This window comes from Egibacter rhizosphaerae, from assembly GCF_004322855.1.
GTDB lineage: Bacteria > Actinomycetota > Nitriliruptoria > Euzebyales > Egibacteraceae > Egibacter > Egibacter rhizosphaerae.
Window position 1 is genome coordinate 3,201,515 of sequence record NZ_CP036402.1, and the last position, 12,793, is coordinate 3,214,307.

Annotated in this window: 9 protein-coding genes; 5 read left to right on the forward strand and 4 right to left on the reverse strand. The window is 73.0% G+C overall.

Annotated elements, in window-relative coordinates; translation table 11 throughout:
- Nucleotides 1-177: 177 nt before the first annotated feature.
- Together ER308_RS14860 and ER308_RS14865 are read left to right on the forward strand one after the other, a co-directional pair.
- Nucleotides 178-1,149 carry an inorganic phosphate transporter gene (locus ER308_RS14860; RefSeq protein ID WP_165492123.1) on the forward strand — a complete coding sequence of 324 codons (972 nt, stop codon included), beginning with the start codon at nt 178-180 and terminating at the stop codon, nt 1,147-1,149.
- A gap of 20 nt (nt 1,150-1,169) precedes the next feature.
- Nucleotides 1,170-1,784 carry a DUF47 domain-containing protein gene (locus ER308_RS14865; RefSeq protein ID WP_165492124.1) on the forward strand — a complete coding sequence of 205 codons (615 nt, stop codon included), beginning with the start codon at nt 1,170-1,172 and terminating at the stop codon, nt 1,782-1,784.
- Here the strand turns inward: ER308_RS14865 and ER308_RS14870 are convergent.
- A complete protein-coding gene (locus ER308_RS14870; RefSeq protein WP_131155709.1) occupies nt 1,771-2,643 on the reverse strand; it encodes a dihydrodipicolinate synthase family protein in 873 nt (290 codons plus the stop codon). The genes ER308_RS14865 and ER308_RS14870 overlap by 14 nt on opposite strands.
- 272 nt (nt 2,644-2,915) lie before the next feature.
- Nucleotides 2,916-4,259, reverse strand: coding sequence for a diguanylate cyclase (locus ER308_RS14875; protein ID WP_240732108.1), 1,344 nt, complete (start codon nt 4,257-4,259; stop codon nt 2,916-2,918).
- A 263-nt stretch (nt 4,260-4,522) separates the two neighbouring features.
- Between ER308_RS14875 and ER308_RS14880 the strand changes: the two genes are divergently transcribed.
- Nucleotides 4,523-5,278, forward strand: a complete 756-nt coding sequence (locus ER308_RS14880; protein ID WP_205745639.1) for a DsbA family oxidoreductase — start codon at nt 4,523-4,525, stop codon at nt 5,276-5,278.
- Here ER308_RS14880 and ER308_RS14885 read toward each other — a convergent pair.
- Both ER308_RS14885 and ER308_RS14890 read right to left on the reverse strand, forming a co-directional pair.
- Nucleotides 5,163-7,487 carry a DUF222 domain-containing protein gene (locus tag ER308_RS14885; RefSeq protein ID WP_131155712.1) on the reverse strand — a complete coding sequence of 775 codons (2,325 nt, stop codon included), beginning with the start codon at nt 7,485-7,487 and terminating at the stop codon, nt 5,163-5,165. The two genes, ER308_RS14880 and ER308_RS14885, sit on opposite strands and share 116 nt — an antisense overlap.
- 358 nt (nt 7,488-7,845) lie before the next feature.
- Entirely contained in the window at nt 7,846-8,250 is a 405-nt protein-coding gene (locus ER308_RS14890) for a CCDC90 family protein (protein ID WP_131155713.1), read from the reverse strand.
- A gap of 387 nt (nt 8,251-8,637) precedes the next feature.
- Between ER308_RS14890 and ER308_RS14895 the strand changes: the two genes are divergently transcribed.
- Nucleotides 8,638-11,670, forward strand: a complete 3,033-nt coding sequence (locus ER308_RS14895; RefSeq protein ID WP_131155714.1) for a cell wall-binding repeat-containing protein — start codon at nt 8,638-8,640, stop codon at nt 11,668-11,670.
- A gap of 94 nt (nt 11,671-11,764) precedes the next feature.
- The gene (locus ER308_RS14900) at nt 11,765-12,619 is read left to right on the forward strand and encodes a PGPGW domain-containing protein (protein WP_131155715.1); all 855 of its coding nucleotides are present in this window, start codon (nt 11,765-11,767) and stop codon (nt 12,617-12,619) included.
- Nucleotides 12,620-12,793 lie beyond the last annotated feature (174 nt).

A 12,793-nucleotide genomic window follows, 5' to 3' on the forward strand; every position in this document is an offset into this window, starting at 1 on the left:
AGCCTCCGGTGCCCCGCGTGCTTGCACGGGGAGCCCGGCAGCGGTCGGGAGCGCGGTCGGCCTCCCCGACCCCCACCTCACCCGCGCCCGACGCCCACGCGGCCCGACCGCCCGAAGGAACGAGACCTCGATGAACGTGCGCCACCGAGGCGGACGGTGCCGTGCACGGGGGCTGCGGTGCTGACGCTCGCGGTCACCGACCCGAACGTGTGGTTCCTGCTCGTCGCGGCCGTGTTCGCGGTGCTGAACGGGGTGAACGACGGGGGGACGCTGCTCACCCTCGGGCTGAAGGTCGTGGGGCTGCGGCTGGTGATCGCGCTCGTGCTGCTGGCGATCATGGTCGGGCTCGTGCCGGCGCTGCTCGGCACGCAGGTGGCGAGCACGCTGGCCGGCCGCCTCGTCGCGTTCGAGGGGCCGTTGGGTCAGCAGGGGCTGTTGATCGGCGTCGCCGGCGCGGTGATCGTGACGATGGGGCTGGCTCGCAGCGGCCTGCCGACGAGCCTCACGCTGGCCCTCATCGGCGGCATCGCGGGAGTGGGCCTGGGCGCGGGGCTGCCGGTCGACTACGGGGTCGTGGGGGCCGTGCTCCTCGCGGCGGCGGCGGCGCCGCTCGTGGGGGCGCTGCTCGCCTACGTGCTGTCGCAGGGTGCGCTCCACGTGCGCCTGAACGGCGACACGACCCGGTTCGTCGCCAGGGCCCACCGCGTCGCCTTCGGCCTGCAGGCCGTCGCGTACGGTGCCAATGACGGACAGAAGATGCTCGCGGTGGCGGCCGTTGCGGCCGGGTTCGCCGTCGATCCGGTGCCACGCAACCCGTGGATGCTGATCGGCGCCGCGCTCGCGTTCGGCCTGGGTACGTTGCTGGGCTTGCGGCGCTTCTCGCGGATCGTCGGGGGCGTCATCCCGATCCGGCCGCCGAACGCGGTGATCGGCGAGCTGTCGGCGGCCGCGGCGGTGCTCGGCAGCGCGGCGCTCGGGGCGCCGGTGAGCATGACACAGGCGATCTCGGGCGGACTCGTCGGAACGGGCGTCAGCGAGGGATATCGGAGAGTGCGATGGAACGTGGCCGGACAAATCCTCGTCGCGTGGGTCGTGACGTTCCCGCTCGCGTTCGCGCTCGCCGCGGCTGGCGGGCTCGTGTTGCGCTAGCGCGCCCCCGAGTGCCGCGGGTGGCGCGCGAGCTCACCGGCTCGGTCGAGAAGGAACTCGTCGCGCGGCTCGTGCGCCAGGTCGACCTCACCCGCCAGGGCGTGATGGTCGCGCGGAGCGCCGCCGTCGGGTACAGCGACAGCGTCGAGCTCGACGAGCGCATGGGCCACCTCGAGCACGGGGGCGACGACGAACGCGCCGCGCTGGTGGCGGTGCTGTCCAGTGCCCTCATGACCCCGTTCGACCGCGAGGACCTGTTCCGCGTGTCCCGCTCGATCGACGAGGTGCTCGACAACCTGCAGGACTTCGTCCGCGAGCTGGCGCTGTTCGGCATCCACGATGTCGACTTCGTGCTGATCCTCGACGCGGTCGACGCCTCCCTCGCTGAACTCGGCAACGCTGTCGCGGCGCTCACCGATCGCCCTCAGCTCGTGCGCAGCGCGCTGGCCGCCTCGAAGGCGAGCAACCAGGTGCGCCGCCGCTACCAGGAGCGCATGGCGGTGCTGCTGGAGGTCGAGACCCTGTCGCCCGAAGTGATGAAGCGCCGTGAGCTGCTGCGCCGCCTCGACGTGGTGGGGCTGCGCCTGGGGGAGGCCGCGGACGCGCTCGCCGACGGCGCGGTCAAGCGGGGCTGACGGCCGCGGCGACGGCGAGCGCTGCCTCGGGGTCGAGGTCCGCGGGCGCGTCCACCAGCGGCGGGCGGAGCGTCCCCATCGAATGCCCGTGCCGGTGCTCGGCGAGCCGCTTCAGCGCCGCCGGCCCCCCGTTTCTCGAGACGATGCTGCGGAACTCAGCGAGGTGGACCTGCAGGGCTTTCGCGGTGGCCTCGTCGCCCTCGGCGACTGCTCCGGCGAGGGCGACGACCCGGTCGGGCACCGCGTTCGCGAGACCCGAGATCAGCCCGGTCGCCCCCTTGCGCAGCCCGTCCCACGCGAGTGGCTCGGCGCCGAGGAGGACGCCGCGCCCTCGCTGCAACACGTCCTCGGCGTAGGCGAGGTCGCCACCGGAGTCCTTGACGCCCCACAGCGGCAGGTCCCCGATCACCTCGGGCGGCACGGCGATCGCATGCGACGGGATGTGGTAGGCGATGACCGGGTGGGCGCTCTCGGCGAGCACCCGCTCGTAGTAGTCGCGCAGACCTCCCGGTTCGATCTGCTTGAAGTAGTGGGGTGGGCTGACCATCACCGCCGGCGAGGGGAACTCGTTGTAGTGCCGGATGAGTTCGAGGGCCGCGGTGAGGCTCACCTCGCCGACGGTCGGGATGAGCGTGACCGGCCACTCTTCGTCGTGTAGCCGCTCGAACAGCCTCGCCTTCTCGTCCACCGACAGGGAGGGGCCTTCGCCGTTGGTGCCGAAGCAGACGATCCCGTCGACCCCGTGCGAGGCGAGCCACCGCAGGTGCGCCAGGTACGCGTCGGTGGCGACCGACCGGTCGCGGTCGCGGGCGAACGGGGTCAATGCTGCGACGTGGACGCCTGCGAGTCCGTCGTGCATCCGGGTGGCTCCTCGTGCGGGGAACAGGAGCGAACCCTACCCCCGACCAGGCTCGGGTGGCTGTGGCCCTGGGCCGCGTGGCGCTGGCTGCGCTTTCCTCGTGCGTCGATGGTCGTCCTTCTCGGACCTTCTCGGACCTTCTCGGACGTTCGGGTTGCGTCCGGTCCGATGAGGCTACGTCTTCACGCCCGGCGAGAAGCCGATCCCTGGCGCGGCCCCGGTGTTCGCGACGTCAACGCCGAGCTCCGCATCCGAGTCGAAGGCAGATGAGGCTACGTCTTCACGCCCGGCGAGAAGCCGATCCCTGGCGCGGCCCCGGTGTTCGCGACGTCAACGCCGAGCTCCGCATCCGAGTCCAAGGCGACCGCGGTGCTCTCGACCGTGCCGGCCTCGCGCTGTTTGGCGGCGTACATCAGCCGGTCGGCGTGGGCGATGATCTCCGAGGCTGACAGGTCCGCCCCGGTCACCGCGACCCCGATGCTCGCGGCGACCGGCGGCAACCCGGCCTCGGTGAGGGCCCTCGGGATCGCGTCCGCGAGCCGCCGTGCGGTGTGGGTGGCGTCCGCGACGTCGGTGGGCCGGTCGACCACGACCGCGAACTCGTCGCCCCCGAGACGCCCGACGGTGTCGACCGCGCGCAGCTCGCCGGTGAGCGTGCGCGCGACCTCCTCCAGTAGACGGTCGCCGATGCTGTGGCCGAACGTGTCGTTGATGTTCTTGAAGTCGTCGAGGTCCAGGTAGATCAGGCCGACCAGGTCCGCGGCCCGGTCGGCCCGACGCAACGCGGTGGCGAGGCGGTTCAGGAACTCGCGACGGTTGGCGAGCCCGGTCAGCGGGTCGGTGACCGCGAGCCGCTCGAGCTCCGCGTGCAGCTGTACTTGGTCCGTCACGTCGCGGAACAGCAGGAGCCGGGCGTCGTCGTCCGAATCGGGCACGATCCGGTTGACGTCGACCTCGTACACGCGGCCTGCGGCCTCGGGCGGGCTGAGGGTGACGCGAGTGCCGTCGGGGACGCGACGGAGGTGCTCCCACCCCGGGAGGACCTCGGCCGCGGGCCGGCCCTCCGCCTCGCGCCGGGGGCAGCCCAGGACCGCGTTCGCCGAATCGTTGCCTTCGGCGACTCGCCCACGCTCGTCGGTCACGACCACCGGGTCGCGCATCCGATCCAGGAGTTGGGTCCGGGTGATCGGCGCGGACCCGCGGGGGATCCGCAGGGCCGCCCAGGCCAGGAGTAGCGCCGATACGGCGAACCCGATCAGGAGTCCGTGCCGTGGGCTCGTCCACGCCGCGGTGACGGTCACCGCTGCGGGGAGGGACAGCAGCGCGATCACGAACCAACGCAATGCGCGCGTTACCCGGGCGAACGCCCACGTGAACAGCAACAGCAGCGCGGGCAGCGCCGCGATCGCGACGTACGGCACTTGGACCCACCACAGGGTCGGCTCGAGGTCACCCGCCGCGAGAACCCCCACCGTCGTCAGGCTCCACCAGGCGACGGTGACCAGCGCGGCGACCAGCAACCGGCCCGCCAGATCGAAACGCTGAAGGCGCGTGGCGACCGCCGTCCCTGCGCAGACAGCCCCTGCCGTGCCGAACAACACGAACACCAGTTCCATGCTCACTCCCGCCTCCCGGGGGCCGCACCGGCGCAGGCTCCTCGAACTCCCGCGCCGGTCCGGCGCACCGGGCACCAGACCCCCGCCCCCCAGCGTGGTGCGAGAGCAGCGTACGCCGAACGTTGGGTGGTTGGATAGTGTCCTATCGGAATGTCGTGCTTGTGTCCCGATCGGTCGGCTCGTGTGCCGACGGGTCTTCGGACGCGCATGGAATGAACAGCCTTGGGCGGTGCGTTGTTCCCGACGGTAACCGAGGAGGTCACGTGCAGGTCGAGATCTGGTCCGATGTCGTGTGTCCCTGGTGCGCGATCGGCAAGCGCCGGTTCGAGCAAGCCCTGGCCCGCTTCCCGCACCGCGACGCGGTCGAGGTCCGGTGGCGCAGCTTCGAGCTTGATCCCTCCGCTCCGACCGAGCGTCCGGAGCCGCTGCTCGACCATCTCGCGGCGAAGTACGGGACTGACCGGACGCAAGCGCAGGCCTTCGTCGATCGCATGGCCGGTGAGGCGGCGAAGGAGGGGCTGGATTTCCACCTCGATCGGGCACGGCCCGGCAACACCTTCGACGCGCACCGCCTGCTGCACCTGGCCGCCGACCGTGGATTGCAGGACGCCGTGAAGACACGGTTCATGGTCGGCTACCTGACCGAGGGCCAGCCGGTCGGCGATCCGGGCACGCTCGCGACCCTGGCGGTCGATGCCGGCCTGGGGGAGGCCGAGGTCCGTGACGTGCTCGCCGGCGACGCGTACGCCACGGAGGTCCGGGCCGACGAGTCGACCGCCCGCAGCCTGGGGATCGCCGGCGTGCCGTTCTTCGTCGTCGACCGAGCCATGGGTGCGTCGGGAGCGCAGCCCGCGGACACCCTCTTGCAGTTGTTGGAGCGCGGTTGGGAGGCACATAATCCGCTCACCCTGGTCGGCTCGACGGAGCAGGACGGCCAGGACGGGGAGGCCTGCGGCCCCGATGGCTGCGCACCGACGCCCACTGGGTCCGCGACGCCCACCGCGTCCAGGAAGGCGTAACCCTCCACGAATCCTCGGGACTCGGTTCGTTCCCGGATCTCACGTGGGATGCCGCCCCGGACGGCGGGTCGGCCTCCGGCTTGAGTCCAGCGCGTCTCGGCGGGTTGACCACCGGCTCGAATCCAGCGCGTCGCCGCGGGTTGGCCCCGAGTTCAGGGTCACGGGCCGGCCCGGGGTCATAGGTCGACGCGGAGTCGAAGGTCGGTCCGCGGTCATAGGTCGGCGGGGATTCACTGGCAGTTGACACACGTCTCGGCTGGCGCGCGGCCTCGTCCTCGGGTCCGGGGTCGCTCTCCCCGCGGCTGGCACGATCCTCCGGCTCGGGATCGCCCACCTTGGGGGCGGCCCTACGGTCTTCCTCGGAATCGCCCGCGCCGCGACCGGCGTTGCGGGCTCCCTCGGCGTCGGGGCCGTCGCTGTCGGAGGTGGCGTCATGGCCAGCCTCCGCCCCGCGGCGACCGACGCCGGCGTCGCTCGTGCGATGACCCGTACCGTGCGGACCAGAGGGTGCTTGCCCGGGATCGCGAGCCTTGCGGTGGCGCCCTGTCCCCTCGGGGTCGGGTGGGCTCCCGGCGCGCCGGCGGGTGGCCTCCGGTGATGGATGCTCAAGGCGGAAGCCTTCGGTGGCGTTGCCGACGAGGACCCGGGTGCCCTGGTGCACGTGGGTGTGGCATAAGCGGCAGAGCAGGCAGAGATTCGCGAGGTCGGTCGAGCCTCGGTCCGCCCAATGGCGCAAGTGGTGTGCTTCGCACCAGCTGGCCGGAGCATGGCAACCGACGCATCCGCCGTCACGCACCGCCAGCGCGCGGCGCTGCGGCCGTGTCGCGCTCCGGCTGCTCCGTCCGACATCGAGCGGCGCGCTGTTAGGACCGGTGATGACCCGGGTGATCTCGGCATCGCAGGCGATCTGACGCGCGGTCGCGCTCGAGAGCGACCCCAGGTGGTCGAGGTGCGCGGCGGGCGCGTGCTCCTCCCCGAGCAGTGTCGACAGCGGCACGACCACCGTCACTTGTGGGCGCTGCCCGCCGGCCTCGGGGAGCTGGTCGTACTGCAGCGCCCGCTCGGCCAACTCGACCAGTGCGTCGGCCTTCCGCTGCTCGGGCGTGCGCTCGTCGTCGTCCCCCTTGGGCGCGGCGAGCGCGTTGATCGCGGTGATGACCGTCTCACCACCCACAAAGTCGAGTCGGTTGTCCAGTGTGGGGGCGCCGTCGGCGGTGCGGGAGGCGTTGACGCGTCGGGCCTCCCACGCCCGCCGTTCGCGCTCGGCCATCGCGTCGCCGCGCTTCGCGTGGGTGTAGTCGTCGAGGCGGCTCCGTAGCTCTTCCGGGTCCAGCGGAGGCCGCGGCGAACCGTTGCCGCTGGCCCCGTGGTGCCTGCGCGTAGCTCCGCTGTTGTCGTCAGCGTCGCCGCTGTGGTCGTCAGCGTCGCTGCCTTGGTCGCCGGGCTCGCCCTCGCCGCTTCCGTCTGCCACGCCGTCGCCATCGTCCGCGCCACCAGGCGCCTCATCCGCCGGGGATTCGGTGCCGTCGCCGACCGCTGGCTCCGGTGCCGCGGCCTCCCCGACGACCATCCGGTCGAGCTCGTCGTGGTCCTCGGCCGGGAGATCCCGCACGGCGCGAGTCGCCACGAGCGCGTGCCCGGCGCTCAACCTCCCCCGGGCGAGCGCGGCGCGAGTGCGCGGCAGCTTCGCGAGCCCCTCGGCCTCGCGGAGGACCCCCGACGCCTGCCCCCGGGAGAGGCCCAGGTGCTCGCTGAGCCACTCCTTCTGTGACCGCGCGCCGTCGCGCCGCCAACTCGTCCGGCGTCGCTGCAGCGTCACGGCCTCCGCAGTCACGGCGTCGATCCGGTCGCGAGTGGCCCGAGCGCGGCGGATGAGGTCGCCGAGCTCGGGATCGTCCAGCTCGTCGAAGCTCGACGAGGTCAGTGCATCGAGGCCCTGGTCGATCAGCTCCAGGGCCGCGTGGGTCGCCTCGCCCGTCGAGAAGTCCCCCGATCCCTGCCTCTCGGCGTGCGGCCCTGCGTCTGTGCCGTCCCCCGAACGGCGGCCATCCCCCCGTGGTCCCTCACCGCCCCACCGCGAGCCCTCGGGTGGAGCATCGGCGGCGTGCCCTTCAGGCGGGCTTTCACCTGTGCTCCCACCCCGGGCGTCAGCCGTCACCACCCCGCGACCGCCAGTGGCGGCCGCAGCGGCCCGGGCCGACGGGGACATCGTGGCACCTCCACGTCCTGGGAACGTCAGTTCGGTTATAAGTATAACGGCTCATTCGGGCGATCCCGGGCTTCGATCTTGTTCTTGTGGATCATGGATTACTCTCTTGTGTCCGTGCGGACACAGGTGCCTGAGATGTGATGGATGGTCAGCCGGATCGCACTGGGCGCTCGTTCCGTCAGCCGGTTCGCACTGGGCGCTCGTTCCGCCAGCCGGTTCGCACTGGGCGCTCGTTCCGCTCTCGATCGCCGCTCCACCCGCAGCGTTGGACGGGGAACGTGTGTCAGAGACCCGGCCCGCGGCGGCGTCCGCGAAGCGGTGGAGGAGTCCGGAATACCGCGATGGCGGGAACGAGGACTCAGCCGAGCGTCGTCGCGACGGCGAACGACCCGGCGATCGCCGCGACGAGGGCGGTGGTCATGATCCACGTCTGCCGTGCGATCACGGTGCGGAGGCTGGCGATCTCGTTGCGGAGGCTAGCGATCTCGTTGCCGTGGTCGCTTCGGAGGCTGGCGATCTCGTTGCCGTGGTCGCTTCGGAGGCTGGCGATCTCGTTGCGTAGCGCGGCGATGTCGTCGCGTTGGTGGGCGAGGCCGGCCTTGAGTTCGGAGCGCAGCGCGCCGAGCTCGCGTTGGAGCACGTCGACGGTGACCAGATCGGTCCACTGGTAGGGCGGGAGTTGTTGCATGAGGTGGTCGGCGGCCTCGTCGCCGAGCTGTGCGGCGAGCAGGGTCCGCAGTCGGTGGCGGCTGGCTTCGTCCATGATCGCTCCGCGACTCCGGGGCGACAAGAGCAGCAAGGCGAGTATGCGTCACGCCATCCCACGCACCGCCAACGCCCTCGAGATCGCTGCGGACGGGGTAAGGAGCCTGCAACGACCGTGGCCGGGGCAGGGAGTTCGCGAGGCGCCGGAATCCGGTCTGGCGGGACATCGCCGGGACACCCTCGGAGCGTCCAAGGACGGGTACGCACGCGCGGCGTCGTAGCTGGCTACGAGCTCACGGGCAGCCGAGGGGGCCCGGCGCCGGAGGCGATCAGCACTTCTGCCGCCCCGCGGCTACAGCACGCGGGATCGCGGCAAGTTCCCGCCTCTTGAAGGGAAGGCGTAACGTAAGCGCGTTCGGTGGAAAGCGAGGCGGAGGGGTGGCAGATGGGCCAACGCGCGGCGTCATCCACGTGCACGGTCCGCTGGCTGGTGGTGCTCACCGCTGGCGCGAGCCTCCTTCTGCAGGGCCCGGTAGGGCTCATTCCCCTCGCGCCGGCCGAGGCGCAGGAGGTCGAGGCGCAGCCGCACGCTCGCACCCTGGAGGCCGCCTCCACCGCGGAGGCCGCTCCGGCGCTCGAGCTCGACGCCCGCGGGGCCGGACGGCTCTCGGGCGACGACCGCTACGCGACGGCCGCGCGTATCGCGTCGGCGGCCTTCCCCGACGGGGTTGACGAGGCGGTCGTGGCGACCGGTGAGAACTTCCCCGACGCCCTCGCGGCCTCGGGTCTCGCCGGCCGTCTCGACGCGCCGGTCCTGCTCACCATGCGCGACCGGCTCCCCGCGTCGACCGCGGAGGCGCTCGCGACGCTCGATGTCGAAACCGTGCACGTGATCGGCGGGAACGCGGCCGTGGCCCCCGCGGTCGCGACCGACCTCGACGCGCGCGGCTACACGGCCGCGCGCCACGCGGGAGCCGACCGCTACGAGACCGCCGCGGAGATCGCCACGACGTTCTCCGCGAGCGACACCGCGATCGTCGCGACCGGGGAGAACTTCCCCGACGCGCTGGCGGGCGGGCCGCTCGCGTTCGCCGGCCCGAGCCCGGTGCTGCTGGTCGGCGCGACGGTGCCGGCCGCGACCGAGGCCGCGCTCGACGAGCTGGGCATCAGCGAGGTGGTGATCCTCGGCGGCCCGGCGGCCGTGAGCGAGTCGGTCGAGGCCCGCCTCGCCGAGGTGACCGGCGACGCCGCCCCGCGCCGGCTCGCGGGCGACGACCGGTACGAGACCGCCGCTGAGGTAGCGCGCTACCTCGTCGACGAGACCGGCGGGGTGGACGGCGATCACGCGCTCGTCGCGAACGGGGTCCGCAACCTGGGCGTCGACGCGCTGGCGGGCGGTCCCTACGGGGGTGCGGCGGGCGCGCCGCTGCTGCTGCTCGGCGACGAGCAGGTGCCCGCGGCGACCGGCGCGTGGCTGACCGAGCAGCGGCCGGGCACGCTGGAGGCGCTCGGCGGACCCGCGGTGGTGAGCGACGCGGTGTTCGCGGACGCGCTCGAGCTCGCGGGCATCGACGCGAGCGGGCCGGCGCCCGGGGCAGAGCCGCTCGCCTGCGAGCAGGCCGGCTACCCGTGCTCGTGGGCCGAGGCCGACCCCGCGATCCTCGACGCCAGTGTCGACCTCGCCCTCGACGCCGACGCGCGCCATCGGGACGGCGACGCGCTCGGGGAGGTCGCGGACTGGCTCGCCGACCGAGCCGACGTGGAGGCCGTCGCGAGTGGGGAGGCGTCGCTGATGTTTCGCCTCGCGGGCGGCCGGCCGACCTGGGTCGTGGCCGACGAGCCGGTGGGCCCGCCCGACGCGGCCACCGCGACGAGTGCGCCCACCCAGCCCGACGCGCCCACCACGGCGAGCACCCTACCGGCCGAGCCGCGCGGCGTCGCCGGGGACGATCCCGACGAGAAGTCGGCGCTCGTGCTCTCCCCCTACGCCTGGGACTTCGACCAGAGCGAGGGCGAGCAGGTCGCGGCGCTGCTCGGCGGCACCCGCGGCTACGGGTCGGTCACCTACCACGAGAACGTCTACGACACGTCGGCGAACGAGGCGCGCCTGGGCGTGACCGCGGCCGACTACCAGTCGATCCCCGATCACGACGTCGTGCACCTCGACACGCACGGCAGCTACGCGTGCGACGACGGCGACTGCTACACGCGCGTGTCGACCGGCCTCGACATCGGCGACCTCGAGCGCGACGTCTTCACCGGCGAGGTGATCGAGGTGAGCGGCGGGCGGACCGGCAGCGCGCTCTCGGCCGACACGTTCCGCGCGATGCCCGACACGGGGCCGCAGATCGTGTTCATCAACGCGTGCGAGACCTACTCCGGCTCGGACCTCGCGGGCGCGCTCACGACCGGGCGCGACACCGTCTTCCTCGGGTGGGACGCGGCCGTCGACAGCGCGGATGCCGCCGACGCGGCTACCCGCTTCTACACCGACCTCGCCGAGCGCGGGGTCACCACCGAGGAGGCGCTCGACACCCTGCGCGACGAGGGCCTGGCCGTCGATCGCGACGGTGCCGAGCTGCGACGTGCCGAGGGCCGCGAGGATCTGCGCCTGCGCGAGGTCGCGACCCTGCTCGCGTCCGACGGCACCGAGCTCGCCTCGACCGACGGGCTCACGCTCGGCGGTGACGACCAGGACGTGCTCGAGGTCACCGTCGAGGTCGAGGGCGTGCTCCCCGACCCGGGCGAGCGGAGCGACTACACGGTGCGCCTGGAGGTCGACGGGCAGCGCTCGCCGACGAGCTACCGACTCGACGCGGCACAGGCCTCCCGCGTGGGGGACATTGACGGCGCGGCGATCTACCGGGTCGACGGCGCCTGGCAGCTGCCCGCCGGCGTCGACACGTCGGCGCCGCTGGATCTCGAGGCGGTCGTCGATCTGCCCGACGGCGGCGAGAGCCGCCATCGCGTCGAGGGCGTCTCGGTCGCGGGGTGCTGGTACACCGTCGAGTGGAGCGGCGCCGGCAGCGGCTCGGAGACGTGGGTCTACGACGACGCGAGCGACGACATCGAGGACCTGCTCTCGCTGATCCTCGTGCGCAGCGACGACGCCGGCGATCTCACGACGATCCAGCTCGGGGCCGCGTTCAGTTCGGCCGAGACGGTGACCGAGTTCGGCGACGTGCAGGCCGAGGGCGCGCTGATGCCTGCCGGCCAGACCGGCACGGTGACCCCGCCCATGAGCCATTGGAACGATGTCGCTCGGTTCTCGGGCACCGGGCAGCTCGACCTGACCCGCCACGAGTCTCGGTACCTGGACGACCTCGACACGACGGTCGCTCGTCGGCTCGAGGGGCGGTTCCACGGCACGCTGCCCCCGGACGACGACGAGGTCGCGGGCTCGGTGACCGTCAGCGGCGAGTTCGTCTACGACGTCGACGCGTGCCGCCCGGCCGGCGCCACCCCGCCGGGGGAATGACCGGGGGAGTCACCGCGAAACCGCCCCCTCCCGGTCCGGGCGGACAGTCGAGGCGGGCCGGGTCGAGCCCCCGATTCGACTACTCTCGGCTGCGATGAGCACACGCGGGCTGACGGTCAGCACCCCCGCGCAGGAGGGCCCGATCCGGCGTCTGCGCGAGCGCCTGGTGCTGCGGGCCGTCCGCCCGACCCTGGACTCCGGCGAGGGCATCCTCGACTGGGGGCACGTCCAGAGTCCCTCCGAGCGCCGGCACGGCCTGCTCGTGCTGACCGATCGGCGTTGCCTGCTGAGTTGGGCCGGCCGCGACGAGCCGGACGTCGGCTTGCCTTGGGAGGACCTGATCGGCGTGGAGACCGCCGAGGACGCCGGCCGCGGGCCGGTGCTGACCCTCGCGACCTCCGAGCAGACTGCCGTCGCGGCGCTGCCCGCCTCGTCGAAGGCGCGGGCGTCGCGGGCGACGCGGCTGCTCGAACGGGTCGGCGAACTGGCCGATCACGACTGCCGAGCCCCGGAGGTGCAGCTGCAGCGCCGCGGCTTGCGGGGCCACACGCGCCGGGTGGGCGTGACCGTCGCCGGCCTCGCGCTGCTGCTCGTCAGCGCCGCGTTCGCGTCGCCGGTCGTGCCCGGACCGGGAGCGCTGACGGCGCTGGCGGCCCTCGCGCTGCTCGCGACCGAGTACGACTGGGCGCGCGACCTCTACCACTGGTTCCGCACGGTGGTCGAGAGCGTGCGGGCCCGGTACGACGCCTGGCGCGAGCGTCGCGCCAGTCGCTCGGCGGTGAGCGGTTCGGCTGCTGGCGCCGACGCGACCACGGCGCGGGCCGGTGTGCCCGGCGCCGACGCGGCCGCTGCGCGGTCCGATGCTCCCGTCAGTGGTGGAGCAGCGGCGCGGTCGAGCGCCGGAACCGAGCTCGCGAATCTCCACGCGGGCCCGATCCGGCGCAGCTGAAGGTCGTTGCGGTCGCTCGCTCCGAGCGCTCGTCTGATGCGCTCGACATGGAGCGGATCCACCTGGCTTCACCCGCGGCGGCCACGAAGCCGCCCCCTTTCCCCCGGGCGGGGGGCGGTTCGAGTCGGCGGAACCCGAGGCGAGCCAGCTGGGAACTGGCCTGCTGGTGGGCGC

Excerpts from the sequence above, each read along its gene's own strand:
- ER308_RS14885 (WP_131155712.1), bottom strand. The coding sequence starts at position 7,487 with ATGTCCCCGTCGGCCCGGGCCGCTGCGGCCGCCACTGGCGGTCGCGGG.
- ER308_RS14870 (WP_131155709.1), bottom strand. The coding sequence starts at position 2,643 with ATGCACGACGGACTCGCAGGCGTCCACGTCGCAGCATTGACCCCGTTC.
- ER308_RS14895 (WP_131155714.1), top strand. The coding sequence starts at position 8,638 with ATGGGCCAACGCGCGGCGTCATCCACGTGCACGGTCCGCTGGCTGGTG.
- ER308_RS14875 (WP_240732108.1), bottom strand. The coding sequence starts at position 4,259 with ATGGAACTGGTGTTCGTGTTGTTCGGCACGGCAGGGGCTGTCTGCGCA.
- ER308_RS14900 (WP_131155715.1), top strand. The coding sequence starts at position 11,765 with ATGAGCACACGCGGGCTGACGGTCAGCACCCCCGCGCAGGAGGGCCCG.
- ER308_RS14890 (WP_131155713.1), bottom strand. The coding sequence starts at position 8,250 with ATGGACGAAGCCAGCCGCCACCGACTGCGGACCCTGCTCGCCGCACAG.